Origin of the sequence: Streptomyces sp. NBC_00513 (assembly GCF_041431415.1) — a bacterium.
In the GTDB taxonomy this organism is placed as follows: domain Bacteria; phylum Actinomycetota; class Actinomycetes; order Streptomycetales; family Streptomycetaceae; genus Streptomyces.
In genome coordinates, this window is sequence record NZ_CP107845.1 from 978,598 (window position 1) to 1,004,211 (window position 25,614).

The 25,614-nt window shown below is 73.6% G+C and carries 22 protein-coding genes; 11 read left to right on the forward strand and 11 right to left on the reverse strand.

The annotated features are described in order from the left end of the window. Positions 1-21: 21 nt before the first annotated feature. From OHA84_RS04790 to OHA84_RS04805, 4 genes are all read right to left on the reverse strand, one after another. Positions 22-1,062 (reverse strand): DUF1648 domain-containing protein, encoded by a 1,041-nt coding sequence (locus tag OHA84_RS04790; RefSeq protein WP_266973158.1) that lies wholly within the window; start codon positions 1,060-1,062, stop codon positions 22-24. Further along, positions 1,059-1,406: a GntR family transcriptional regulator gene (locus tag OHA84_RS04795; protein WP_053680625.1), complete on the reverse strand. Its 348-nt coding sequence runs from the start codon at positions 1,404-1,406 to the stop codon at positions 1,059-1,061. The genes OHA84_RS04790 and OHA84_RS04795 overlap by 4 nt, the downstream gene beginning before the upstream one ends. A 72-nt stretch (positions 1,407-1,478) precedes the next feature. Next, positions 1,479-4,115, reverse strand: coding sequence for a DUF6493 family protein (locus OHA84_RS04800; protein WP_266973155.1), 2,637 nt, complete (start codon positions 4,113-4,115; stop codon positions 1,479-1,481). Between the two features lie 55 nt (positions 4,116-4,170). After that, positions 4,171-5,079, reverse strand: coding sequence for an MBL fold metallo-hydrolase (locus tag OHA84_RS04805; protein ID WP_266973153.1), 909 nt, complete (start codon positions 5,077-5,079; stop codon positions 4,171-4,173). Positions 5,080-5,179: 100 nt separating this feature from the next. Here OHA84_RS04805 and OHA84_RS04810 point away from each other — a divergent pair, with 100 nt between their 5' ends. Continuing rightward, positions 5,180-6,103: an AraC family transcriptional regulator gene (locus OHA84_RS04810; protein ID WP_053680629.1), complete on the forward strand. Its 924-nt coding sequence runs from the start codon at positions 5,180-5,182 to the stop codon at positions 6,101-6,103. 82 nt (positions 6,104-6,185) lie between these two features. On the opposite strand, the gene OHA84_RS04815 is transcribed toward OHA84_RS04810, so the two are convergent. Then, positions 6,186-6,542 carry a hypothetical protein gene (locus OHA84_RS04815; protein ID WP_053680631.1) on the reverse strand — a complete coding sequence of 119 codons (357 nt, stop codon included), beginning with the start codon at positions 6,540-6,542 and terminating at the stop codon, positions 6,186-6,188. 251 nt (positions 6,543-6,793) lie between these two features. Then, positions 6,794-7,273, reverse strand: coding sequence for a hypothetical protein (locus OHA84_RS04820; RefSeq protein ID WP_266973150.1), 480 nt, complete (start codon positions 7,271-7,273; stop codon positions 6,794-6,796). A 507-nt stretch (positions 7,274-7,780) separates the two neighbouring features. Between OHA84_RS04820 and OHA84_RS04825 the strand changes: the two genes are divergently transcribed. The 5 genes from OHA84_RS04825 (at position 7,781) to OHA84_RS04845 (ending at position 12,652) form a co-directional block, all read left to right on the forward strand. Then, positions 7,781-8,143 carry a DUF6204 family protein gene (locus OHA84_RS04825; RefSeq protein ID WP_266973148.1) on the forward strand — a complete coding sequence of 121 codons (363 nt, stop codon included), beginning with the start codon at positions 7,781-7,783 and terminating at the stop codon, positions 8,141-8,143. A gap of 135 nt (positions 8,144-8,278) precedes the next feature. Then, positions 8,279-9,913 carry an FAD-dependent monooxygenase gene (locus OHA84_RS04830; protein ID WP_266973146.1) on the forward strand — a complete coding sequence of 545 codons (1,635 nt, stop codon included), beginning with the start codon at positions 8,279-8,281 and terminating at the stop codon, positions 9,911-9,913. A gap of 93 nt (positions 9,914-10,006) precedes the next feature. Continuing rightward, on the forward strand, positions 10,007-10,561 hold the full coding sequence (locus OHA84_RS04835) for a MepB family protein (RefSeq protein ID WP_266973144.1): 555 nt from the start codon (positions 10,007-10,009) through the stop codon (positions 10,559-10,561). Positions 10,562-10,859: 298 nt separating this feature from the next. After that, entirely contained in the window at positions 10,860-11,372 is a 513-nt protein-coding gene (locus OHA84_RS04840) for a hypothetical protein (protein ID WP_159041488.1), read from the forward strand. A gap of 233 nt (positions 11,373-11,605) precedes the next feature. Next, positions 11,606-12,652, forward strand: coding sequence for a LacI family DNA-binding transcriptional regulator (locus OHA84_RS04845; protein WP_053680641.1), 1,047 nt, complete (start codon positions 11,606-11,608; stop codon positions 12,650-12,652). 44 nt (positions 12,653-12,696) lie between these two features. On the opposite strand, the gene OHA84_RS04850 is transcribed toward OHA84_RS04845, so the two are convergent. Genes OHA84_RS04850 through OHA84_RS04860 form a run of 3 tightly spaced genes read right to left on the reverse strand, consistent with a single transcriptional unit; the run spans position 12,697 to position 15,469 of the window. Beyond that, positions 12,697-13,566 carry a hypothetical protein gene (locus tag OHA84_RS04850; protein WP_266973141.1) on the reverse strand — a complete coding sequence of 290 codons (870 nt, stop codon included), beginning with the start codon at positions 13,564-13,566 and terminating at the stop codon, positions 12,697-12,699. Next, positions 13,563-14,219, reverse strand: coding sequence for a response regulator transcription factor (locus OHA84_RS04855; protein ID WP_234350164.1), 657 nt, complete (start codon positions 14,217-14,219; stop codon positions 13,563-13,565). The genes OHA84_RS04850 and OHA84_RS04855 overlap by 4 nt, the downstream gene beginning before the upstream one ends. Further along, positions 14,207-15,469 carry a histidine kinase gene (locus OHA84_RS04860; RefSeq protein WP_266973139.1) on the reverse strand — a complete coding sequence of 421 codons (1,263 nt, stop codon included), beginning with the start codon at positions 15,467-15,469 and terminating at the stop codon, positions 14,207-14,209. Before OHA84_RS04860 ends, OHA84_RS04855 begins: the two co-directional genes overlap by 13 nt. A 176-nt stretch (positions 15,470-15,645) precedes the next feature. Here OHA84_RS04860 and OHA84_RS04865 point away from each other — a divergent pair, with 176 nt between their 5' ends. Beyond that, positions 15,646-16,092 (forward strand): hypothetical protein, encoded by a 447-nt coding sequence (locus OHA84_RS04865; RefSeq protein ID WP_266973137.1) that lies wholly within the window; start codon positions 15,646-15,648, stop codon positions 16,090-16,092. A 101-nt stretch (positions 16,093-16,193) separates the two neighbouring features. Here OHA84_RS04865 and OHA84_RS04870 read toward each other — a convergent pair whose 3' ends face one another. Further along, the gene (locus OHA84_RS04870; protein WP_053680651.1) at positions 16,194-16,607 is read right to left on the reverse strand and encodes an organic hydroperoxide resistance protein; all 414 of its coding nucleotides are present in this window, start codon (positions 16,605-16,607) and stop codon (positions 16,194-16,196) included. Positions 16,608-16,745: 138 nt separating this feature from the next. Here OHA84_RS04870 and OHA84_RS04875 point away from each other — a divergent pair, with 138 nt between their 5' ends. After that, a complete protein-coding gene (locus OHA84_RS04875) occupies positions 16,746-17,315 on the forward strand; it encodes a MarR family winged helix-turn-helix transcriptional regulator (protein WP_078999182.1) in 570 nt (189 codons plus the stop codon). A 49-nt stretch (positions 17,316-17,364) separates the two neighbouring features. Here OHA84_RS04875 and OHA84_RS04880 read toward each other — a convergent pair whose 3' ends face one another. After that, positions 17,365-17,814 (reverse strand): MarR family winged helix-turn-helix transcriptional regulator, encoded by a 450-nt coding sequence (locus tag OHA84_RS04880; RefSeq protein WP_266973134.1) that lies wholly within the window; start codon positions 17,812-17,814, stop codon positions 17,365-17,367. Between the two features lie 137 nt (positions 17,815-17,951). Here OHA84_RS04880 and OHA84_RS04885 point away from each other — a divergent pair, with 137 nt between their 5' ends. From OHA84_RS04885 to OHA84_RS04895, 3 genes are all read left to right on the forward strand, one after another. Beyond that, positions 17,952-19,457, forward strand: coding sequence for an MFS transporter (locus OHA84_RS04885; protein ID WP_266973132.1), 1,506 nt, complete (start codon positions 17,952-17,954; stop codon positions 19,455-19,457). 291 nt (positions 19,458-19,748) lie between these two features. Beyond that, positions 19,749-20,606, forward strand: coding sequence for a DUF4132 domain-containing protein (locus OHA84_RS04890; RefSeq protein ID WP_053680657.1), 858 nt, complete (start codon positions 19,749-19,751; stop codon positions 20,604-20,606). Further along, positions 20,603-25,558, forward strand: coding sequence for a DNA-binding protein (locus OHA84_RS04895; RefSeq protein ID WP_266973128.1), 4,956 nt, complete (start codon positions 20,603-20,605; stop codon positions 25,556-25,558). Before OHA84_RS04890 ends, OHA84_RS04895 begins: the two co-directional genes overlap by 4 nt. The last annotated feature ends 56 nt before the right edge of the window (positions 25,559-25,614 follow it).

Consider the following 25,614-nt stretch of genomic DNA (forward strand, 5'->3'; position numbering starts at 1 on the left):
GGCGCCGGCCGGTCGGGCCGGTCAGGTGCGTACGCGGGACGAGTTCAGGAGGGCGGCGGCCCGGCCGGCGTCGTCGACACTGACCGCGAAGTCCTTGCCGCGGGCCCGGACGACGAGGCAATCGCCGGCGCGCAGCATCACCGTCGTGCCCAGCCCACTGAGCCGGTACCCCCATCCGCCCACCTGGGCGGGGGTGCGTCGTTCGACGCGTGCCGATTCGATGTCGCCGACGGCCCAGCGTCTCGTCGGCCACCCCAGCGGACCGAAGCCGACCTCCAGCCCCCTTTCGGTGACCCGGGCCCGCACGGTGGAGAAGGCCGTCATCCCGACCGAGACGAAGGCGAACGGGGCGATCAGCGGCCACGGGTTGCCGACCAGACCCGCCGCCCCGGCGAGCGCACCCGCGACGGCCACCAGGCCGCCGGCGGCGGCGCTGAGTTGGAACCAGGGGTTCGTCACCCGCGAGAGCCAGACGAAACGTTCCCCCTCGGGGATCTCCAGAGCGGGGTCGCCGGGTGTCACCGGCACGGGCGGCGCCGAGGCTGTCGCACGACGGTCGAGCAGCACCCCGATGAGGGCCGCCGTCACGGCTCCTGCGATCACGACGACGAACCAGAGCGTCGCGGACCGCGCCTGATGCCAGTCCGATCGGTCCAGGTTGGCCCGCACGATCACCGCCTGGGCCCCGATCAGGCCCACCCCCACCGAGAGCAGCGTCGCTCCGGCCCATCCCCGTACCCCCGATCCCCGGCGGGAGGCGAGCGCCACCGCCGACACGAGCAACGCCCAGGCCACCGCCGGTAACGCGGCCGCCGCCCACAGCGGCAGCGAACCGTCGGGCGCCGCGCCGGCGCCCCAGTGCGTGGCGAGCCGGTCCGGAAGTCGTCCCCGGGCGGCCAGTGGCATGGCCACCAGCAGGATTCCGACGCCCGAGGCCCAGGCGGCGACGCCCCAGGAGGTGGCCCTGCCGCGGCCGGGGCGGGTGGCGCCCGCCGCGCGAACCTCACGGCCCTCGCGGTCCTCGTGGCCCTCGCGGTCTTCGTGGCCCTTGTGGTCTTTCACGGGACCTCCCTGATCATCTGGGTGAGTTCGGCCTTGCCGTACCCCAACCGGGCCGCCTCCAGCACGAGTTCACGGACCCGATCCACCAGCGCGGAGCGGTGGTCCGCGCCGGCGGCCACGGTCACCCCGCGGCCGCGCCGGAACTCCAACACCCCTTCGTCGCGCAGGGATCGCAGGCCGCGCAGGACGGTGTTCGCGTTGACCCCGAGCGCCTGCGCGAGCTCGCGCGCCGGCGGGAGCCGATCCCCCGGGGCGCACTCGCCCTCGGCGACGGCCCGCCGGATCGCGCCCGCCACCTGTTCGTGCAGGGGGCGACTGTCGGAGATGTTCAGCCTCAGCAACATGGTGCCAATGAAGATAGCTTCATATGGCCCATCGGTCGAGAGAGTCCCCCTGTGCCCCCGTACGAAGGTCGCCTACGCGGCGGCCACGGCCAGGGCCGTGCGCAGGCGACGGGCCTGCGCGACCAGCCGGGAGGAACCGGGGCGGGAGGCCTGCGCGGCCAGACCCTCGGGGTCCGGGGAGGCCACCTTGCAGCGTTCCACGCAGTCGGCGGCGACGGCCAGCAGTTCGCCGGTGCCGGGCGGGGCCGGATCCTGCGCCAGGAGGGCGGGGATCGCCCCCGCGAGCAGGGTCCAGGTGGTGGCGTACGCACCGGTCGCGGCGGCCGTGCGCGCGGAGTCGGCGAGCCGGTTCGCCTTCACGGTCCCCAGGCCGACGAGTTCGGCCAGGTCCCGGCCCATCAGCGGGACGTCCAACTCACCCCGCGCCGCGAGGACGAGCAGGGCGTCGACGGCCCCGAGCCGGTCCTCGGCATGGCGGGAGCCGAGTCCGGTGGCCACGGCGAGGTGCAGTACGGGGCCGGCCGGGCCGCCCAGCTCGGCGAGGCCCGGGAGCAGCGCGCCGGGGCCGCGTTCCTCGCCGGTGGCGCCGGCCGTGAGGTCGGGGAGCAGCCAGGCGGCCTGGGTCTCGCGGTCCTCCGGCAGCACCATGCGCTCCGCCTGCGTGTCGCCGTGCCAGTGCCAACAGCGGCGTCCGTGGTCGTCGACCGGGCGACCGAGCCTGCGGAACGCGGGCGGGAACTCCTTCTGCAGGACGAGTCGTTCGCGGGTGTCGATGACGATCCTGCGCACCGCCCCGCACGTCCGTCCCCACCAGGGGTGGGCGGCCTTGGGGTCGGGTCCCTGCGTGCGGCGCAGCAGCCTCGGGGGCTCGCCGGCAGTGGTGAGCCATGCGGCGAGGCGCTCGCCGGGACGGGTTCCGAGGGCGGTCGCGGCCGCCGCGACGGCGGGGTCGCGGCGGACCCGGAGCAGCGCCTGGGCGAAGTCGGCCTCCGCGGGCTCCAAGCCAAGCCGGCGGTACGCGCCGAGCCGCTTCACCAGTTCGTCCGGTTCGATCGTTCCGGTCTCCCAGGTGGGCGTGGCGAGCAGGAACGGCAGGGGGGCGGTCACCATGCGGTGGGCGACCTCCCTGAGTCGGGCGGCGTGCACGCAGGGGTCGTGGAACCCGCGGGACTGCGGGCGCGTGCCCGGCAGCAGTTCCTCCGGGGTGAACCGCCCCAGGACCGCCGCGGCCACCAACTCCACCCCGTGCGGGCCGCCCTCCTCGACCCTCAGGTTGGACGGCGCACCGCGGCCGGCCAGGACCGGTGCGAGAGCCTCGACCAGGGCCGCCCGGTCCCGGTGGGCGTGGCGGACGAGACCGTCCAACGCCGTCTCGAACTCGGCGGCGTCCGGCCTTCGGGAGCCGATCAGCGCGGCGACCAGCTCGACGGTCTCGGCGACGGTCCGCCCGGTGGCCGACGCGCGGCGACGGACGGGCGGCGGGGGCAGGATCTCCTCGTACGGCTCCTCCTCGGCCGCCGCGGCGACCCCGAGGTGTCCTGCGGCGACGAGCCGGTTGCCGGGGCTCAACAGTGCGCTGTGCGAGGCGAGTTCGGCACGGAGTTCGTCGTCGTGCGGGCGCAGGTGCGCGGCGACGAGCCCGAGCGCCCGCTCCTGGAGGGAGGTGTCCTCGTGCCCGAAGGCGTGGGCGACGGCCGGCAGCAGCCGGTGGCGGTCGTCGGGCGCGCGGCGCAGTGCCTTCCCCAGCAGGATGAGTTGGGCACGGGCCAGCTTCTTCTCCGGGCGGAAGAGCACCGCGGCCGACATCTCCGCGAGCCTCTCGGCCGGCAGTTCGCCCGCCACGGTCACGCGCGCGAGCACCTGCTGCGCGTGTCCGGCGAGGGCGGACGGCCCGTCGGCGGCCATGGCGATCCAGTCTGCGGTCCGGGTGCGTTCCTCGTCCGGGGTGAGGGCGAGTCGTTCCAGGAGGGCCAGGTAGAAGCGCAGTTGGTTCGGGCGGCCGCCGCGCAGGAGCCGCGAGACGCATCCGTCGATCAGCTCCCGGCGCTCGACGATTCCCTCCTCCGCCAGGGCGGCCAGCTCGGTCGGCCAGTGGTTCGGGGACCGCGGGTGGGAGTACCAGAGCAGGGCGTTGGGGGGCTCGGCCGTCTCGAAGAGGCGGGGCACGAGGTCGCGCACGAACGGATCCCGGCGCAGGGCCGCCGACAGCGGGAGGCGGGTGCCGCCCGGTCCCTGTGGCACCAGGGACCGGACCCAGCCGGACACGAACGCGTCGGTGGTGGGGACGGGGCAGCCGGCGAGCCGGATCAGTTCCCGGATCAGCGGGTAGTCGGCCTCGGCCGTCGCGGCGCGGGCCGCGAGGCGGTGGGCGAGGTCGCCCAGCCACCCCGGGTCCCGGTCGGCGAGCAGTTCGAGGATCAGCGCGGCGGGGAGCTCCCGCCAGTCGCGCAGCTCCCGGGAGCCGATCCAGGCAGCCGCGGCGGCGGCTCCGGTGTGGCAGCCGGCTCCCGCGACGAGCAGTCCGCCGCGAATCCGGTCGCGCTCGGAGCCCCGGTCCCAGCCCCATCCCCGGACCTCCCGACGCAACGCGGTGAGTTCGCCGAGGACGGTACGGCGCTCGGCCGGGGTGAGGGGCCCCAGCAGTGCGGGGAGGCGCTCGGTGCGACCTGCGCGCACCGCGTCGAGGACGTCGTTCATCGGGAGGGTCATGGGCGAAACGCTAGGTCCGGGGACTGACAACACCGGCCGGCACCCGCCGGCGGCCTCACTCGAAATCCGCCCACGCGCCCAGGGTGAACCCGGCGCCCTGGCGTCGCACCTCCACCGCGCCACCACCGCCGAAGTGGGCGGGCACGACCAACTCGTTCCGGTCCGCGGCTCGTTCGAGGATCCGGCGGCGGCTGGCCGCGGCCTGCCCGGCGTCCATGCAGAAGCAGCTGTTCCAGGAGGGTTCCAGGATCTGCACGGGGCTGTGCAGGAGGTCCCCGACGAAGACCGCCCTGTCCCCTCCCGAGGTCAGCCGCAGGACGGAGGAGCCGGGGGTGTGACCGGGCGCGGGCTCCAGCACGAGGTTCTCGTCGATGCGGTGGGAGCCTTCCCAGAGGACGACCTGGCCCGACCGGTGGAGGGGCGCGATGCTGTCCTCGTAGATGAGCCGGTCGTCCGCCCGCAGACCCCGGGCGTACCCGTTGTCGGGGCCGAAGTGGAAGTCGTCGGCCGCCGGGACGAGGTACCGCGCGTTGGGGAAGGCCGGGGCCCACTCCCCCGCGGCGTCGACGGTGTTGCCGCCCACGTGGTCGGCGTGCACGTGGGTGTTGACGACGAGGTCCACGTCCTGCGGCCGGACACCGGCCCGGGCCAGTGCGCCGAGGAAGTCGTCCTGCCGGTGGTGGAACGCGGGCGCGCCGGGTCGCTCGCGCATGCTTCCCACGCCGGTGTCGACCAGGATGGTCCGTCCGGCGCTGCGCAGGACCCAGGTCTGGAGCGCGACCGTGACCCGGTCGGTCCGCGGGTCCCAGTGGTCCGGGGACAGCCAGTGCGCGTTCTCCTTCCACACCTCGGTCCCGGAGTCCGGGACGACGTCGAGGGCGGACGCGAAGGCCCCTTGCCATTCGACGACCCGGATGACCTCGACGTCGCCCAGTACGATGCCCTGCTCGCTCTCACTCTTCATGATCACGATTCTAGGAGTGCTCGGTGAGCCGCTCAATGCTCTTCGCGCTCATGTGGATACGCGGGACTCTCACCGCTGATGCGCGGACTACGCTGGCGTCATGGATGTGGTGAGCGACGCGATCTCGACCGTCCGGACGGGGCGGCCCTCCTCCAACCGGGTTCGGGTGAACGGTGGTTGGGCGACCCGTCTGGCTCCCTACGAGGGCGCCGGCTTCCACGTCGTCCTGGAGGGGGCGTGCCTCCTGCTCCCGGAGGGCGGGGAACGCGTGCGGCTGGGAACGGGTGACGCGGTCCTGCTGCCGCACGGCACGGGGCACCTCATCGCCGACGTCCGGGCCGACGCGGCGAGCCTGGAGCGGGCGGTGCCCTTCGAGGACTGGCGGACGGATGACACCCCGGCACCCCACCCGTCCTCCGAGGCCGGGGCGGTGGAGTTGCTGTGCGGCAAGTACCGGTTGGACCGCAGCCGGGTCCACCCCCTCATGCGGGAGCTGCCGACCGTGGTGCACCTGCCGAACCGGGTGGGCCGTCATCCCGAACTCCGCTCCGCCATCGACTTGTTGGGGGGCGAGTTGGGTGGCCGACGGCCGGGCGCGGGGATCGCCGTACCCAGTCTGCTCGACCTGCTGCTCGTCTACATGATCCGCTCGTGGATGGTCGAGGACGGTACGGGGGTGTGGTCGGCGGCGCTCGGCGACCCGGTGACGGCCGTCGCGCTGCGGGCCCTGCACGCGGACCCGGCCGCCCCGTGGACCAACGAGAGCCTGGCCGCCGAGGCCGGGGTCTCGCGCCCCACGCTGGCCCGCAGGTTCACCGCCCTGGTGGGACGACCGCCGATGGCCTACCTGACCTGGTGGCGGCTGACCTCCGCCGCCGCCCTGCTCCGCGACACCCCGGACTCGTTGGCGGCCATCGCGCGCCGGGTGGGGTACGGAACTCCGTACGCCTTCTCGCACGCCTTCAACCGGGAGTTCGGCACGACTCCGGGCCGCTACCGGGAGCACGCCGCGGCGCCGGCGTGACGGCGGGCCGTTTCCGGGTGCGATCCCGCCGCCAGGACGGTGCGGCGGGATCGGTCCCGGAGCCGGTTCGGTCGCGCGTCGGTCAGATGGTCACGCAGATGCCGTCCTCGATGCTCCGGCCGTCGCGTTCGAGGCCGCCGCACACGAGGCTCGCGCCGGCCTGCTCGTAGCCGACCTCCCAACGCCGGGAGGCGGCGTTCACCCGGGAGCTGTGGTAGTTGCCCCAGTAGGCGCGCAGGGTGCCGGACACCCCGTCCTTGGTCTGCACGGTGATGTCCTGGACGAATCGGTTGTGGTGCGCGGTGTGGACGCAGATGTAGGTACCGCACTGCGAATCGACCCGCCGGGCGGCGGCGGCGTCGGAGGGTGTGGCGGTCAGGAACGCGAGGGCGGCGGTCACGGCGAACGTGGCGGCGATGCGGCGCGGGGTGGTGTTCACGAGGGGCCTTCTCATGGTCGGAGACAAGGGAAAGCACGGGAACACGGGGACGTCGCCCCGGGTGCCCGCGGGAAAGGTGATCACCCATGGGTCTAGTCCCCAGAACCCCCCGCACGACGCGGCGCCACACCCGAACTCACCTGTTCGAGTGGCGGAGTTCACTGCTGAAACGGCACTGCACGGACGGAACGCGGCGCGGACATCGCGCGAACGGGGCCCGGCGGCGGTGCGGGTCGCCGGGCCCCGTCGGATCAACGCAGGTCGAAACTGACCGACGTGGCCTTGTCGTTCATGCCGTCACCGACGTACGCGTTGTAGCCGTGGTAGGTCTGACTGGCGCCCCGGAAGTCCCGGTGCTCCCACAGGGTGATCGGGCAGGTGATGCCCTGGGCCGAGCTGACGGTGTCGTTCCAACCCCACTTGCCGAGGTCGTTGAACTCCGGGTAGCGCCAGTTGCAACCGACACTGCCGCGGAAGGTGAACTCGCTGCCGCCCGAGTTGGCGTCGCTCCATATCCTGCCGAGGTCCTTGTACTCGGCCTGGCCGCCCAGTTGGGCGGCCTCGGCCTTGGTCGCGAAACAGCCGCCCTCGCCCGTGTCGACGACGAGGGTGCAGTACATGGGAGCCTTCGGGGCCGGCGACCGCTCCGCGGCGACGGCCGGGTTCACGCCGACGGCCGTCACCACGAGTGCGGTGGCGCCGAGTGCGAGAGCCGTTCGGATCATGCGCATGGATTCTCCTCAACCACATTGAGAGCGCGTTCAGTACGCGAATCGCCCTGAAGCGCGACATGACTCAACAAGGCGTCATGTGGGGTGGTCGAGGGCGCGCAGGTGCCGCCGGCAAGTTCCCGGCGCCCGGAGACGATCCGTCGGGCACGGCGCGGCCGGCTCGTTCGTGTCGGCGGATCGCGCGCCGACGTCGCAGGACGGCCCGCGATCGATCGGCGAGGGCGTTGCGGACGGGTCGGGCCGGCCGGATCGGCTGCCGCCGGGACGAACGGACGCCGATGCGCCGATTGTCCCGTTCCCCGCGACAGGCCCGCGCGGAACGGGTGCGGGGGTGGTTCGGAGGGCGGGGCGCGTCGGCGGTCCCCCTCCATACGGCCCCCGACTGGTTCAGTGGCCCCTCCACGCGGCCCCCCCACCCCGGGAATCCCCGGAGTGCCCCGCTCCCTGGGCCACCCCTGGACCCGAAACCCCGGTGCGCCCGCAGCGTCCCCCGCCTAGGCTGACGCGATGACCACCCGAACCTTCCGCATCACCGTCCGCGGCTCCTTCGTCCGGCTCACCGACGAGCAGCGCGCGGCGCTGCTTGCCGCCGCCCCGGAGCACGACCTGCTGCGCGCGGGCTTCACCCCCGAGGGACACCTCACCTACGAGATCACGGCGCGGGACTCCTACACGTTCCGCTTCCTGGAGTCGGGCGAGGCCGAAGAGGACATCGCGGACGCGACCGCACGCGCCGAGCTGGCCGCCGAGGCCTGGCTGTCCGAGCGCGGATACGCCTTCAAGCACTTCAGGACCCACGCCCAGGACATGACCCTGGCTCCCTTGAGCAAGCGGCAGCGTCAGGCGGCCGCCGCCACGAACACCGACTGACGGGCGGGCGCACCCCCCGTGCGGGCCCGGGGTTCGCTCACGGTACGGGCCCCGGGAGCGGTGGCCGGGGTCCGACCGTCGGGCCACCATGGAGGGGACCTGCTTCCTTACGGGGACTCGGCCGGGGAGTGACCAGTGGCACACAATGACGGACACACGGACGTACTGGTCGTGGGCGCGGGCCCGGTGGGTCTGACCGCGGCCGCGGAGCTGCGGCGGCGCGGGGTGGGGTGCCGTCTCGTGGACCGGCTCCCGGCGAGGCTGCCGTACGCGAAGGCGGTCGGCATCCAGCCCCGCACCCTGGAACTCTGGGACCGGGCGGGCCTCGTCCGCGCCGTGCTGGAGGCGGCCGTCCCGATGCGCGGGCAGCTCACGTACGTCAACGGCGTCGAGCAGCCACGCCTCGACCTGAAGCTGCCGCCCGAGGTGCCGTACGGGTTCGCCGCGCTCCCCCAGAACGAGACCGAGCGGATCCTCGAGGAGTTCCTGAACCGGTTCGGGACCGACATCGAGCGGAACAAGGAGCTGGTGTCGTTCACCCGGGACGCCGACGGGGTCACCAGTCGACTGGTGGACGTCGTGACCGGCGCCGAGGAGGAGGTCCGCTCCCGGTTCCTGGTGGGCTGCGACGGGGCGCACAGCGTCGTCCGCAAGGGGCTCGGGCTCGGCTTCGCGGGTGGCGCGTTCCCCGAGGAGTACATGTTGGCCGACGTCGAGGTCGACTGGGACCTTCCCCGCGGCTACGGGGTGCGGGCCATGCACCGTGCCGACGGGGGCGCCGTGGACGACGTACTGGTGTGCATCCCGCTTCCCGGGGTCCGCCGCTACCGCGTCTCGATGTCGGTGCCGGCCGAGCTCTCGTCCGTGGCCGGGCAGACCGGCGACGGGATCGCGCACGGGCTGGAGGGCGGCCGGGCGCCGGAACTCTCCCACATCCAGGCGGTGTTGGACCGCATGTCGCCGCAGCCGACCGTGGCGTCGACCATGCGGTGGTCCTCGGTGTTCCGCATCAGTCACCGGATCGTCGACCGATACTCCGACGGGCGGGTCTTCGTCGCCGGCGACGCCGCGCACATCCATCCGCCGACCGGCGCGCAGGGCATGAACACCGGCATCCAGGACGCGTGGAACCTGGCGTGGAAACTCGCCCTGGCCGTCGGGGGCGCCGCCCCTCCGCTGCTGTTGGACAGCTACGACGCGGAGCGGCGGCCGGTGGGCACGGAGGTCGTCGACCGTACCGTGCGGCACGCCGCCGAGGGTGTGCAGGCCGATCCGGGCGACCCGGCGACGGTGATGATGCGCCAGGCCCAGCTGCTCGTCGACTACCGCGGCAGCCCCATCGTGGGACGAACGGAGCGCGACGGGACGGCCGGCCCGCAGCCGGGCGACCGGGCACCGGACTGCGGCGGCCTCACCTCGGCCATCGCCGCCTACCCGCTGCGGCTGTACGACCTGCTGAGGGGCCGGGACCACGTGTGCGTCCTGTACCTCACGGGCCCGGACACCGACGCGATGACCGAACTCGCCGCCCTCGCCGCGGACTTCCCGACAGGCCGGTCGGCTGCCTGCGCCGTGCTCGCGGACGGCGTCCCGGCCGGCGACGCCCCCCTGCCGGCCTACCGCGACGACCGGGGTGAGTTCGCCCGGCTCTACGGGGCCCGCGAGTCGACGCTGTTCGTGGTGCGACCGGACGGCTACCTGGGGGACCGCATCGCCCTGCCGGCCGGGAAAGCGCTGGTCAGCCACCTTCAGGGGATCTGGGGGAGCTGAGGGTGGGCCTACGCGTAGGCCTGCGCCGTGTGACCCGCCCCCGGCCGAGGCCCGTCCCGGGCCCGTGTCACCGACGGGTGCAAGGATCGGGTCATGACCGCTCACCGCGAAACACCCGCACAGCCCTGGGACGACCCGGCCACCGGCCCCGTGCCGGAGGGACTCGCCGCGGCGAAGTCCCTGGTCTTCGACCCGTGCGGGTTCGACTGCCCGTTGCCCGTCGCCGAGGAGGAGAGCGCGGACTACGAGGCGTACGCGCTCTGCGTGAACGGGCGCTCGGTCAGGTTCCGGGCCGCCAGGACGACACCGACCAAGGTGGGCCAGTTCGTCACCGTGTGGCAACGGTCCGAGGAGGGCCCGATCCGGCCCTTCGACACGGGCGACGGGGTCGACCTGTTCGTCATCGACAGCCGGGACGGGGCGGACCACGGGCAGTTCGTCTTCCCGTGGTCCGTGCTCCGCGCGCGGGACGTCGTGTCCCGGGACGGCGTCGGCGGGAAGCGGGGATTTCGCGTCTATCCGCCGTGGGCGGTGCCGACCAGTCGACAGGCCGAACGCACCCGGGCATGGCAGCTGGAGCACTTCCTCGCGCTGCCCGGGGACGGGTCGGTCGACCTGGACCGGGCGCGGGCGCTCTACCACGCCTGAACGGATGCGGCACGCGCATCGGGGTCCTGGCGACCGGCGCCCGGGGGGCGCCTGTCGGCCGGCCGGGCGGTCGCCTGCGCCGGGGGTCGCCCCGGTCGACACGGCGGGCGGACGGCGGGACGATGGAGACATCTCGTGAGATCACCCGGGTCGGCACCGGAGCGGTGTCGGCCGTGCGAGGGTGCGGGTCGGGGCCAGGATCCCGCTCGAAGAGGTCCGCTCGGCGGGCCCGCCTCTCCGGGCTCGGCGACACTCGGCTGCCGGGCCGCCCGTGGTCTCCTCGACGAGAGGAGAAACGATGAATCGGCGTATGCGAATGGCCGTGGTCGCCCCGGTGGGGGTGTCCTTGCTGGCGTTGGGGTCGGCGGCGCTCGTGGCCGCCCCGGCGCAGGCGGCGGTGCCTTCCGCCACCTGTACCGTGACGGCCAACACCGTCGATGGCAAGCGGGTGGACGTCAAGGGAAACGGGTTCAAACCGGCCGTCGACGTCCTCGTGTTGTCCAAGAGCGGCAACAAGCAGATCCGGACCAACGCGGACGGCACGTTCAAGCTGATCGCCCAGAAGGGCGGCAGCTCGTTCTCCGTGAAGGAAGGGAGCAAGGGCAGGACCCCGTGCGGCACCGTCCAGCAGGCCGAACAGAAGGACACCCAGGACCAGTTCCGCAAGGGCTTCACCCAGGGCTTCGCTGCCACGAAGGACCTGTGCAAGAAGCCGAACGCGAACCAGAACCTCCAGGCTGTCGACCCGAACTTCGAGAAGGGCTTCAACGCGGGCGTGACGGCCGCGCTGAATTCGAAGTTCTGCCAGTAGCGGCGGCAGTGCGCCCATAGCGGAGCCCGGGGGCACCAGCGGCTCCCGCGCCCTCCCCACCGACCACCCGGGGCCCGCGTCCCGAACGGCCGGACACCATCCTCCTGCGACGCCGCCACGGCACCGCCCCGCACGACCTGAATTCGCCGGGAGCGCCCTCGCGCTCCCGGCGGTACGGGTTAGCCTGCTGCCCGGCGAGGCAACCGCCCGCGGTCACGCATGAGGGAGCGTACGTGCCCGAACAGCATCGCGTTCCCGTCAACCGACCGACTCTGGAGGTAGTGGCCGCGCGGGCGGGGGTGTCCAGAGCCACCGCGTCGCGCGTCGTCAACGGCGGGGACGGAGTCCGCTCGCACCTGGTGGACCGGGTCCGCAAGGCCGTCCTCGAACTGGGCTACGTCCCCAACCCGGCGGCGCGCACGCTGGTCACCCGCCGGACCGGTGCGGTGGCCGTGATCATCGCCGAACCGGAGGTCCGGATCTTCTCCGACCCCTTCTTCTCCCGCCAGGTGCGCGGGATCAGCAAGGAACTCACGGAACAGGACAAGCAGTTGGTCCTGCTCCTGGTGGAGGATCGGGGGGACTACGACCGGATCGAGCGGTACCTGGCCGGCGGGCACGTCGACGGCGCCCTGGCCTTCTCCCTGCACACCGACGACCCGCTCCCCGACATCACCCGGCGCATCGGCATGCCCACGGTCTACGGTGGGCGGCCGGGCTGGACGGCCGGATCCGGGGACCTCGGCGTCGTCTACGTCGACGCCGACAACCGCGGGGGCGCGCGGGAGGCCGTACGCCACCTGCTCTCCCAGGGGCGGCGTCACATCGCGCACATCGCGGGCCCCCTCGACCAGACGTCGGCGGCCGACCGGCTCGACGGCTATCGGGACGTACTGCGCGACGCCGACCCCGCGCTGACCGCCGAGGGGGACTTCACCTCGGCGGGCGGGGCCCGTGCGATGCGGCAGTTGTTGGACCGCCGTCCGGCGCTCGACGCGGTGTTCGCGGCGAACGACCTGATGGCCACGGGGGCACTCGCCGTGCTGCGCGAGAACGGCCGGTCGGTGCCCGGGGACGTGGCGCTCGTGGGTTTCGACGACACCGAGTTGGTGGCGGAGGCGGCCGATCCGCCGCTCACCACGGTGCGCCAGGACGTGGAGGGAATGGGCCGGCTGATGGCCCGTCTCCTGCTCGACACCCTGAACCGGGCCGGGACGGCTCCCGAACCCCCGCGCCCGGTGATCACCCCGACCGTCCTCGTGCACCGCGCCTCGGCCTGATCCCCCGGAGGGTCGGCGACGAAGCACCGGGGACGCGCACTTGGTCACCGGCCCGGAGTCGAGGGATTCTCCGGTGTCGAAGGCACCGAAGGGTTGGCGTACCCGGCGTGGGCCCGGCCCGATGCGGCGGACAGTGTCAGGGTGCCGGGGGCGGCCGGATCGCGCAGGGCCCCGTCCACTTCGCAGCGGCCCGCGCCCGCCTCGCAGTCGACCCGGAAGCGGGTGGCGGTCGGGAAGGTGAGGTCCAGCCGGCCGGAGCCGGTGCGGGCGGTCACCTGCTCCGGCGGGGTCAGGAAGGCGGCCGTGGCGCGGCCGGAGCCCACCCGGAACTCGGCCTGGGGGGAGGTGAGGACGCCGGCGTCCAGTTGCCCGGATCCGACGCGGGCGCGCACCGGGCCGCGCAGCCCGGTGAGGTGGAGGGTGCCGGAGTCGACGTCCGCGTCGACGGCGCCGCCCAGGCCGCCGATGTCCACCCGGCCGGAGCCCGCGGTCACTTTGATCGGGATGTCGGCGGGCACGGTCACGAACAGCCGCACGGAGCAGCGCAGGCCGGGAAGGCCCGAGTCGCCGGTGCCGCCGGGACAGTGCGGGGTGAGCCGCAGCGCATCGCCGAGTCGGCTCTCCTCGATGGTGGGCCGTCGGAACGACCAGCCGAGGTCCGCCCGGTAGGAGACCTGCCGGTCCGCGCGCGGGGTGACGGTGACGTCGGAGCCGCCCGCCACGATCTCCAGCGCGGCCACCGGCCGACCGGCGCTCCCCCCGGACGCACTCCCCTGCCGCGTGTTTCCGTACGCCCACGCCTGCCAGGCGGCGGGAATCACCACGAGCACGGCGCCGAGCCACGCGGCGGCGAGCCAAGCCGTGCGGTGGCGCGCCCGCGGCGCGGCCGTCCCGGTCTCGGCGCTGCCGGTCACGACGTGCCGTCCAGGAAGCGCAGGACGGCGAGGACTCGGCGGTGGGCGCCGTCGGCCGGCGGCAGGTCGAGCTTGGCGAAGATGTTGTTGATGTGTTTGGCCACCGCGCTCTCGCTCACCACGAGTTCGGCGGCTGTCCCGGCGTTGGACTTCCCCTCCGCCATCAGGGCCAGGACGTCCCGCTCGCGGGGGGTGAGCCGCTCCAGCGGGTCCTTGCCGCCGCCGCGGCGGAGCAGGAGTTGGGCGACGACCTGCGGGTCGAGTGCCGTGCCGCCCGCCGCGACCCGGCGCAGCGCGGCGACGAACTCCTCCACGTCGGCGACGCGTTGCTTGAGGAGGTAGCCGAGGCCCGCGCCGCCCTGGGTGGTCAGCAGTTCTGCCGCGTAGCGTTCCTCGACGTACTGGGAGAGGAGCAGCACGGCGGTCTCGGGGTATCGGCGGCGGATCACGAGCGCGGCCCGGACGCCTTCGTCGGTGAAGTCGGGCGGCATCCGCACGTCGACGAGGGCGAGGTCCGGCTTGTGTTCCTCGACGGCCGCGAGCAGGGCCTCGCCGTCGTCGACCTCGGCCGCGACCTCGAATCCGGCCATGCCGAGGAGTTTGACGAGTCCTATGCGAAGAAGGACGGAGTCCTCGGCGATCACAGCACGCACGGCAGCTCCACGGTGATGACGGTCGGGCCCCCGGGAGGGCTTTCGATCATGATGGTTCCCTCGACGGACCCTATGCGTTTGCGCAGTCCGGTCAGGCCGGTCCCGCCCGCCGGGTCGGCTCCGCCCACCCCGTCGTCGGTGACGACGACGCGCAGCAGGTCTCCCCGGCGCCCGGGGATCCGGCGGATCCGCACGGAACAGTGGCCGGCACGGGCGTGCTTGGCGACGTTGGCGAGCGTCTCCGACACCACGAAGTAGGCGACGGCCTCGATGGTCGAGCCGGGGCGCACGGCGATGTCCACCTCCAGTTCGACGGGGAGCGGGGCGCGGGCCGCGATCCCGGAGAGCGCGGCGTCGAGCCCGCGGTCCTCCAGTACGGCCGGGTGAAGGCCCCGTACCAGGTTGTTGAGTTCCTCGATGGCCTCCTTCGCCTCGCGGTGCGCCTCGTCGATGACGGCCCTGACCTCGGGCGGCAGATCGGTCAGGGTGGCGCGGGCGATGCCGAGGTTCATGGCGAGGGAAACCAGGCGCTGTTGGGCTCCGTCGTGCAGGTCCCTCTCGATGCGCCGACGTTCGAGGTCGGCGGCGTCCAGGACACCCGCCCGGCTCTCGGCCAGGTCCTCGACCCTGCGCAGCAACTCGCCCGCCCGGCTGGGCCCGAGCAGGGCGGCGCCCGCGCGCGTGTCCAGTCGGGTGACGAGTGCCGCCCACCACGGGGCGGCGAGCAGCAGCAGGACGCCCGCGACCGTGAGGGCGTCGTACGAACTCGACCCGCCCTGCCCGAATTCCGGGTCGTCGGTGGGCAGCATCCAGGACCAGGCGTACACGGAGGCGCCTGCGAAGCCGCCGATCCAGAGGAGGACCAGCACGGCTCCCCCGAGGGCCGCGGCCGGCCCGGCCAGCAGGTGGTAGCCGTACTGGCGCCAGGTCGACTCGGAGGTCAGCCGTTCGGCGATGCCGCGCGCGGTGTGCCGGGGGTGTGCGCGGGCGACCTCCGGCACGTCCCGGTCCGCCAACGTCCGGAAGCGGCTGCGTTGGAGCCTGGTGAGGAGCGGACCGCAGGCGAGGGCGAGGAGGAGCGGGACGGTGCTGCGTGGCCACGCCCACAGGAAGACCACGCCGAGCAGGACGGGCAGGGCGGGTGGGATCGCGGCCGCGCAGAAGGCGGTGTTGCGGCGGGCCCACGCCGACCACGGTGCGTGCGCGGCGATCCAGGTGTACGTACGCCTCAACGCGCCGCGAAATGCCATGCGTCGTACGTTAATCGCATGTCAGGGGGTGTTCGACCACCCTGGTGCCCGCCCCGGGGTGTACCTGGCACCACCCCCGGTTCGGTCGTTGGAGCTACTGATCTTCCGCGCTCCGGGCACGAGAGTCGTGGAGTGCCCGGCGGACGGACCGTCGGGTCGGAAGGAGTTCCGCACCCATGGCCCTCGTCTCCCCGCAGCGCGTCGCACCCCGTCCCTCGACCGGACGGGCGGCGGCAGGTCGGGTCCGCCGGGCCGACGTCCGCGTCCCGCGCCTTTCGACGGTGCTCTCGGGCGCCGGGCTGGCGCTGGTGCCGTGGATGGTGGTGTTGGCGAAGTCGGTGCCGCACACGACCGAGGTGTCGTACTGGTCCACCGCGTGGATCGGGCTGGACGCGATGCTGGTGGCCGGTCTGGCCGGTACGGGTGCGCTGCTGCGTAGGGGCGACCCCCGGGTGTCGGCGGTGGCGGGGGCGACGGCCGCCCTGCTGGTGATGGACGCATGGTTCGACGTCACCACCTCGGCCGGCACGAGCGGCCAGGGGATGGCACTGGCGCTCGCCGCGGTGGCGGAACTGCCGCTGGCCGCGGTCTGCGCGGTCGTGGCGATTCGTCGGCCGGCGTGAGTGAGGGGCGTGAGTGGGGGGCGTGAGCGCACACGCCCGCGGCGCCCCTCGGAAGGGGCGCCGCGGGCGGTCGGGCGGCGCGTGCGGCGCCGCCGGTCGGACTACTCGACGACGAGCTCGACGGGGATGTTGCCGCGGGTGGCCTTGGAGTAGGGGCAGACCTGGTGGGCCTGCTCGACCAGCGCGGCGCCGGTCGCACCGGCGAGGGACTCGGGGAGTTCGACGCGCAGGGTGACGGCGAGGGCGAAGCCGCCGTCGGTGTCCTTGCCGATGGAGGTCTCCGCGGTCACGGACACCTCGCTGGTGTCGACCTTGGCCTGGCGACCGACGAGACCGAGGGCGCTGGCGAAGCAGGCGGCGTAGCCGGCGGCGAAGAGCTGCTCGGGGTTGGTGCCCTGGCCGTTGCCACCGAGCGCCGGGGGCATGGCCAGCGCGAGGTCGATCTGACCGTCGGAGCTGACGGCGCGGCCCTCACGGCCGTTGGCGGTGGCGACAGCGGTGTACAGCGCGTCCATCGGGGGTTCCTCTCGGAGGGGTGGATCGGTGCGGCCGTCGTCCGACCGCTCCACCAATAAAGCACACGCTTGAGTTGTGTGCAACTTGATTGTGCACAACTGAATCGCCGACAAGAGTTCCCGGGTACACTGGCCGACATGACCGAGCAGCAGCCTGAGACCCTCACCGAGCCGGACTTCCTCCGCCTGGACGGGCAGATCTGCTTCGCGCTCAACGCCGCGAGCCGCGCGTTCGGCGGCCTGTACCGGGTCGTCCTGAAGGACCTGGGCCTGACCTACCCGCAGTACCTCGTGATGCTCGTCCTCTGGGAACACGGCACGACTCCCGTCAAGCAGCTCGGGGAGCACCTGCGGCTCGACTCCGGCACCCTGTCGCCGCTGCTCAAGCGGCTGGAGGCGGCCGGCCTGATCCGACGCGAGCGGAGCACCGAGGACGAGCGCTCCGTGCACGCGGTACTCACCGACGAGGGCACCGCACTGCGCGCCCGGGCGGTGGCGGTACCCCGCCGGATCGCCGCCGCCACCGGGTTCGAGCTCGGCGAGATCCGTGACCTCCAGGCGCGGCTGAGCCGACTGACCGAGGCGCTCGACACGGCGGCCGCGAGCGACACGATCGCCGACGGGGCGGCGCACGTCGGGCACGGCGCGGACACCACGAACGCCGGAACCACCGGGACCACCGGCAACACGGACGCCCCGGGCGCGTGAGCACTCGGGGCGTCGGCTCGGGCCCGGCCGTCGGGTCGGACCCGTTCGATCAGGCGTCCTTCTCCAGCGTGGGGCGCAGGCGCTCCAGCAGCGCGTAGAGCGTCGCGCTCTCCGCCTGGTCCAGCGCGTCCAGCGCTCCGTGCGTGGCCTGCATCTCCTCGCGCACACGGCGGATGGTCTCGCGACCCGCGTCGGTCGCCACCACGTTCTTGACCCGGCGGTCCGCCGGGGACGGCTCGCGCCGCACCAGCTCCCGCGCCTCCAGCCGATCCACGATGCCGGTGACGTTGGACGCGTCGCAGGCGAGCAGGGCGGCAAGGCCGCGCATCGGCACCGGCCCCTCCAGCTGGGCCAGGACCTTGGCCTGCGTGGACGTGAGCCCGTGCCGGGCGGCGGCGGTGGCGAAGTCGCGCCATTGGGCGGTGCCGATGGCAGCCAACAGTTCCAGCAGTCGCAGTTTGGTGGGGCCCTGCGAGGTGGCCGCGGCGGTGGCGCTCATGGCGCGAGCGTACGCCCACAAGCTTCATATTATCAACCTTTTACTTGACCACCTTAACTATTGCCGTCTACCTTCATCCAAGTACTTGAGGACATCAAACATCTGTGATCTGAAGCATTGAGAAGGTCCCGCCAACCATGAGCACCGCCGCATCCGCCCCCGCCGCCGCCAGGCCCCGGAACGAGACGGTCATCGTCTTCGCCCTCAGCCTCGCCGCCATGGTCGTGTCGATGATGCAGACCCTGCCCGTTCCGATCCTGGGTCTGATCCGCACCGACCTCGGCACCTCGACCGCCAACGTCAGCTGGGTCACCACCGCGACCCTGCTGTCCGCCGCCGTCTTCACCCCGCTGCTCGGCCGCTTCGGCGACCAGCACGGCAAGAAGCCCACGCTGGTGGCCGTTCTCGGCGTCATGGTCGCGGGATCCGTCATCGCCGCGCTCGCGACCTCGCTTCCGCTGCTGATCCTCGGCCGGGTCCTCCAGGGCGCGGCCACCGCGATCTTCCCGTTGGCCCTGTCCGTCCTGCGCGAAGAGGTCCGGCCCCAGAAGCTGCCGGGCGCCATGGCGCTGGTCAGCGGCACGCTCGCGTTCGGCAGCGGTCTCGCGCTCGTCGCCACCGGCCTGCTGACCTCCGGCTCCGACGCCGACTACCGCAACGCCTTCTGGATGGCGACCGGCTTCGCGACCCTGGCCCTGCTGGCCGTCGTCTTCCTGGTCCCGGCCACCCGCCACAAGACCGGCGGCCGGACGGACTTCCTCGGCGCGCTGACCCTGGGCATCGCCCTCCTGCTGCTCCTGCTGCCCATCTCGCAGGGACACGAGTGGGGTTGGGCCTCCACTCGGACGCTGGGCAGCTTCGCCGGCGCCGCCGTCATGACGGCCGTGTGGGTCCTGGTGGAGCGCAAGGTGCGCGAACCCCTGGTGGACATGCGGATGTTCGTCCACCGCCCCGTCCTGATGGCCAACCTGGCGGGCATCCTCGTGGGCTTCGGCATGTTCGCGAACTTCCTGGGCGTCTCCTACCTGGTGCAGATGCCGAAGGCCCTCACCGGGTACGGCTTCGACGCGTCCATCCTGCGGGCCTCCGTCCAGTTCCTGCTCCCCGGTGCGATCGTCTCGCTGCTGGCCTCCCCCGTCGGCGGGCAGCTGGTGCGCCACCGCGGGCCCCGCGTCGCGCTGGGTCTGGCCGCCGTGCTCGGCGCCGTCGGCTTCGGCTGGTTGGCACTGGACCACGCGCACACCTTCTCGGTGATCGGCGCCGGTCTCGTCGTCGGCGCGGCGGTCAGCTTCGGGTACGCGGCCATGCCGGCCGTGATCATGTCGAGCGTCCCGCACCACCAGAGCGGCATCGCCAACGGCATCAACTCGATCTCCCGCTCCACCGGCAGTGCGATCGGCAGCGCCATCGTCACCACCATCCTGGCCTCGAAGACCATCGAGCACCTTCCGGCCGGCGTTCCCGCGCTGCCCGCCGAGTCCGGCTTCACCCTCACCTTCGGGATCGGGGCCGTCGCCTTCGCCCTGGTCGCGCTGATCAGTTGGCTCGGCCTGCGCTCGGGCCACGGCCCCCGGGTGGAGGAGCCCGTCGCGTCGAGCGAGGCCCCGCTGCTGAAGGCGGTGGAGACGGCCGACGCCGTCTGACCCCTCACCCGCCCCACCCCAACCGCCTCCGGTCCTTCGCGACCGGGGGCGGTTCTTCGTGTTCCCGTACGGCGCGACTGCTTTCCCGGACCGGCATCCGGCTCGCCACAACGTCGAATTCAGGCCAACTGTCTCGAATATCCGGGAGGGCCCGCTCACCCACCGGTCCTGACCGCCGCGTTGTCAGTGGGCCTCGCTAGTCTCCCGACATACCGCAGCTCACAGGGCGTTGGCGCCTTCCTTCGGGCTGCGCGGAATCGGGCGGGTACGACAGAGGGGCAGGCACGGCTGATGGCTTGGCTGGCGGCGGGTGAGGGCTATGAGATCGCCCTCGTGGAGGGGCGGGTCGTGGCCCGGGGATCGACGAAACGGCAGTTGAAGACATTGCCGAAGGCGCTGCGCGACCACCCCGAGGTGGACCGGCTGCGCCGGCTCTCGGAATGGCTCGATCGGCACGTGGTCGCGTGTGTCGCCCAGGTGGACGCCTGGATGGTGTCCTCGCTTCCGGTGCCGACCACGCTGCTGGCCCGGGTCTGGCCCGACGAGGCCTGGCAGGGCGCCCTGCGCGACCTGGCGATCGTCGCCGACGACGACCCCGACGAGGTGGGCTTCCTGCGCGACGCCACCGAGACGGGCGAGTTGAAGGTGGTCAACCTCGACGGCGAGACCATACGGCTCTCCCCGCGCACCGTGACCCTGCCGCACCCGGTGCTGCTGCCCGACCTGGACGACGTACGGGACTTCGCCGCCGAACTCGGCATCACCCAGCAGGTCGAGCAGATCCACCGCGCGACCTGGCAGAAGCCGGCCGGGCTCGCCGCGAACGCGACCGAGGTACGGGACTACGCGGGCGGGGTGTTCCCCTCCCGGTTCAGCCTCGCGGCACGGGCCACCGGCCTCGGCTACCGGGTCTCCGGCGGCTACGCCACCTGCAAGGTGCGCGACGCCGGCGGTGCCGTGGAGGCGGCCGTGTGGATCGGCGAGCCGTACTGGGAGGACGAGTCGAGCACCGGCGGGCTGAACTGGCACGACGCGGAGGGTCGGGCCGTGCGGCTCGCCGAGGTCGGACCGGTGGCCTGGTCCGAGGGGATGCGGATGGCCGCGGCGCTGTACGCCGGGCGCAAGATCGAGGAGGGCGGGAACGCGTGAACACCAAGACCACCGACACCGGCGGGGCCCGGGCGCTGCTCGACGCGGGCGCCGTGCTGCCCGCCGACACCACCGGGGCGGGCGACGAAGCCGTCGAACTGACCGCGCGGGCCTACCGCCACCCGGCCCTCGGGAACGACCGGGTCGTGATCCGGCTCGCCGCGGCCGAACTGGGCGCCGCGGAGGACCTCGCCGCCGGGTTCCTGGGCCTCGAACCCGACGGCGAACCGGCCGTGGTGGGTCTCGGCCGGCGACAGGCCCTCGGCTTCCCCGAGTGGGTCCTGGTGCACCACCCCGAGGACGGGCACCACGCGCTGGCCGTCGTACCGGAGTTGGACCGGGCCGCCCGTCAGGCGAAGACCAAGCCGAAGGCCGCCCTCGACGCCTGTATGGAACTGGCCGGCCGGCTCGCCGTGTCCGTCCCGCACTTCCTGCCGGTCTTCCACGAGCAGGCCGCACGGCTCTTCCTCGCCGTCGAGAACACCACGTACGCCGCGCAGCTGTTCGGCAAGGCCCGCGCGAGCGAGGCAGAGTTCGGCCTGCCCGTGGACGAGGACCGGCTGGACGCCGTCTTCCTCGAATTCGCCCTGGCCGGCGCCCTGCCGGTGAAGGTGCTGACCGGGTACGGCAAGGCGCTGGCGCTGCGGGTCTCCCCCGCCGAGGCCTTCGACCGGTTCCGCCGGCTGTGCGTGCGCCGCACCGCGGGCGGGCTACCGCCGTCCGCGCAGGTCGCCGTCGAACTGCGCCGACTGGCCCGCGCCGCCGGCCTCACCGGCACCGAACCCGAGCAGGACTATCTCGCCGAGCTGTTGCCGCTGCCCGCCACCCTGCGCGCCGCCGCCGGCTGGTGGAAGGCCCACCGCCCGGCGTTGCTCGCGCTCGCCCGGCGCGTGCCCTCCGTACGGGGCACCCTGCTCGGACTGACCCCGCCCAGCGGCGGCGACGCGGGCGCCATGGCCGCGATGTGGCTGGAGCTGCTCGTCGACTCGGGCGCCACCGTCGGGCTGTCCGCCGCCGACGCGCCGGCCGAGGAGCGCTGCTCCGACGGCGCGTCCGGCTGGCTGGAGCGCTTCCAGACCGCCCGGTACAGCGGTTGGGGCACTCCCCCCGCACTGCCGAACCTGCTCGAACTCGTCGAGCGGTCCGCGGACCGGCTGCGCGCGGAGCTCGCCGCGCCGGAGCGCGAGACGGGGCTGCGCCTCGGCTTCGAGGACGTGGACCTCCTCGATCTGGTGCTGTCCCTGGACCTGCCGCTCGCCGACCCGGACCCCAAGGACAACCGGACGCTGGGACTCCAGGCCTGGGGCGACCACACCGCCCGCCGGGAACTGCGCGCGCTGTGCGCCGACGAGCGTTTCCGCCCGGTGCTGTTCCGTTCCCTGAACGAGCTGGGGAGCCGGGCCACCGGACGGGGCGCCGTCCGCGCACTCGCCCTGTCCCCCGGGAGCAGCGCGCTGCTCGCCGACTGGGTCCGCGAGGTGGCCGCCTCCTCCACGGCGTCCGCACTGCCGGCGCTGCCCGCGGCGATCCGCTGGCTGACCTGGCTGCCGGCCGAGGCGCTGGCCCTGGCCCCCGAGGACGTCGCGAAGGCGGCGGCGCTCGACGTGGGCGGGATCCTCGCGCGGACGCTGCGCGGCGGACTGTTCGAGGAACTGACCTGGCCCGCCTGGGAGACGGCGGTGTCCGAGCTGCGGCCGAACGCCAAGGCGCGCGGGGGCCGGCGCGACCGCGGGCTCGTCGTCATGGACGCCTGGCCCCACCTGATCGTGGCCAACTCCACGCAGGTCCGCGTCGTCGACGCCGACTCGACGGTGCTCACCCACGACCTGCGGGTCCCGCGCGGCGATCACTACCGCCTCGGCTTCCACCACGTGGACGGCGACCTGCTGGTGTTCTGGGTCTCGTACGGCGGCGCCGTGGAGGGCTACTGGCTGAGCGCCCCGAACGACGTCCTCACCCTCGACCACCCGGGCTCCTACTGGTCGATCCGCAACGAGCAGGTCACCCTGCCGCTGCCCGGCGGCGGCAGGTTCACCGGCCACGGTGTCCTGCACGCGGGCGACACCGAGCTCCCGACCGAGCGCCCGGTCCTGTCCGACGGCACCTCGTACTGGGTGTGGGACTCGGGGAGCGAGCCCGGCGCGGCAGGATGGTACGAGTACGACCCCGCGAGCGGCGCCCTGGGACGGCGTTCGCAGCCCGCCTTCCTCGCCGACGCCCTGCGCGGGCACCCGGAGGGCAGCAGCCTGCCGCAGCACGCGGGCGCCAACTGGCTGCGGCCGACGCCCACCGTGGAGGGTTCGGTGTTCGGCGCGCCCGTGGACGGCCTGCTCGGCTGGCGTGTCGTGCACGTTCCCGATCGGGGCTGGCACGGCTCGGACACCGCCGGTCGCTCGGTGACCGCGGCCGAAGGCCGCATGCCCCAGGGGGCGCTGAGCCTGCCCGGTGACGACCGGCTGCGCGTGCTGTCCAGCGACTGGCGCACGCTGACGCTCAGCGACCACGACGGGGTCGTCACCTCCCAGGTCAGCTCCGACCACGACAACCCGGCCTACTCCACGCCCGCCGTGGATCTCCCGCCGCTCCCCTACTGGTACTGCCTGCGGGCCCGGGACACCGAGGGCTCGGCCGCGCTGCGGACCGCCGACGCGGAGACCTGCGGTGCGCTGCTGAAGGCGGCCGGAGCCGCCGACCGGGACGAGCTGCCCGCCATCGTGAGCGCGGCCCTGCCCCGGATCACCTCGCCCGAGCTGATCGGGGGCGTGGTCGACAAGCTGCGGGACGCCCTGCGGCAGCGGACGGCGCTCGACAAGGTGGCCGCCGCCCTGAACCCGACCCCGGAACGCGAGCCCGCGCCGCGGGTCGCACGGGGCCCGTCCGACAGGCTGGTCGGCGAGGCGCTGGAAGGGCTCGTCGCCGGCCGGCACCGCCGGTTCGGCGGGGACTCCGACGCCGCGTACCGGTTCCTGCGGGAGCTGGTGTCCGTCTCCGCCGACACCGACGCGCGGGAGGTGCCCGGACGGCTGCACTTCGACGTGCCGGGGCTGACGCGGACGATGCCCTGGACGGAGCTGTTCCTCGACGGGGCCGCCGCCGTCGCCTACCGCGCGGTGGTCACCGGCGCCGACGACGCGCGACGTGCGGCACTGTGCACGATGCTCGAACAGGTGGTCGCGCTGGGCCTGGACTCCACCGAGACGTCCGCCGGCCGGTGGCTGCGCGTACTGGTCCACCTCGATCGCAACCACACGACGCAGCCGGACGGCCGCGACCGCGGGAAGTGGCATTCGACCGTGTTGCCGTACGGTGGCGGCGCCCTGCTCGCGATCACCGGCGAGCACGGCGACTCCACCGACGAGGGCCGCGAGTTCACGGCCCTGCTGCACGACCCCAGCGGTCGGCTCGCGGTGCCGCAGCCGTACACCTCGCGCGGTCACGCCCCGCTCGGGGACCGGGGGCGCGGGGCCGGTTGGCTCGCCGCGTTCCTCGCCGCGGCGGCCGAGCACGGCGCGGCGCCGTGGTTCACGGAGGCCGCCGAGGAGTTCGCCCGCCTGACCGGGGTCTCCGGGCCCGCGGCCCGGCTGGTGCTCGCCGGCCTCCCGGACATCGACGCCTGGGACCGCAACTTCCTGCCGGCCGAACTCCGTGCGGCCATCGGGGTCAAGGCCACGGACTCGGCGTACGCCCGCGACGACCTGCGCGACCTCGACGTCGAGGTCCGACGGGAGCTCGTGGCGGCGCTGCTGCCCGCCGAGCCGGCGCGGCTGTGGAGCGAGGGCCCGGACGTGACGGCCGCCGCCGAGGTGTGGAACCGGCGCGTGGGTCGACGCACGCCCGTACCGGACTGGCTGCTCGTGGAGGCGACCCGCGCCGTCGGCGCGGGGACGAGCCACGGCCACCGGTGGTCGGTGCACAAGGCGCTGCCCGCGCTCCTCGACCCGGCGGCGGCACCGGAGCTGAACACCGATGTGGCGTGGGAGGTGCGGGAGAACCAGATCTCGCCCCGCGAGCCCGCGGCTGCCCCGTTCACCTCCGCGGTGCTGACCCGGGCGGTCGCCCTCACGGGGTGGCTGGCGCACCGGCTGCCGGCGGGCGACCCGGTCCGGGCCGTGCTGCCCGCCGCGCTCACGGCGTTGCGCCGGCGTTTGTCCGCGCCCGAGTTGCTGCTCGGCATCGACGTCTACCACAACCCCGCGGAGTTCCGTAAGGCGGCGGGCACGCCGACCGAGACGGGCGAGGGCTACGAGCGCTACGGCGCGGTGGTGCTGCCCGGCACGAGTACGCACTGGTCGTATCCGGCGCTGCGGCCCGCGCTGCTGGACTCCACCGGTTCCGATCCGTACCTGCCGGCACTGCGCGGCCCCGAGCAGCAGCCGTTCGCCGTGGAGACGGCGCTGCGGCTCGCTCGGGACCCGGGCTTCGCGCGGCTCCTCGCCGATCCGGGGGCGCCGGCCGCGGGATCGGTGGACAAGGACGGGACCTGGTGGCCGCAGGACGCGGGCCGTTCGGTGCCGGACCTGGTGGCGGAGGTGAGCGACACGTACGGCCTGGGTGCGGACGCCGCCGTCCTCTACCTCGCGCTGCTCGCCATGCCGGACCCCACCGACCGCAACACGGCGCGCTGGACGGGCTGGAAGCCGGCCCGGTTGACGGCGGCCCGCGCGGAGCTGGGCGCGACCGACCTGGTGGTGACGGCGAGCCGCAGCCGCGCCGGACGCTCCCTGTTCCTGCCGGGCGGGTGGGCGGACGTCTCCTCCCCGACGCTGCCGGTGGAGCTGTGGAAGCTGCCCATGTACGGAACGGCCGCGGGACGCAACCCGGTCCTGGGAGTGCTCGTGCCCACCGAACCGGTCGCGGATCTGTACCGGCGCGCGTGGGAACGGGTCCGCGAGGGCGACACGCCGCGCTTCGAGGAACTGAAGGTGAAGCGCACGACGCGACGCCGGAGGTGACGCCCTCCTGAACGGTCCGGGCCGGGGCACTTCGCCCCGGACCGGACCGGCCCACC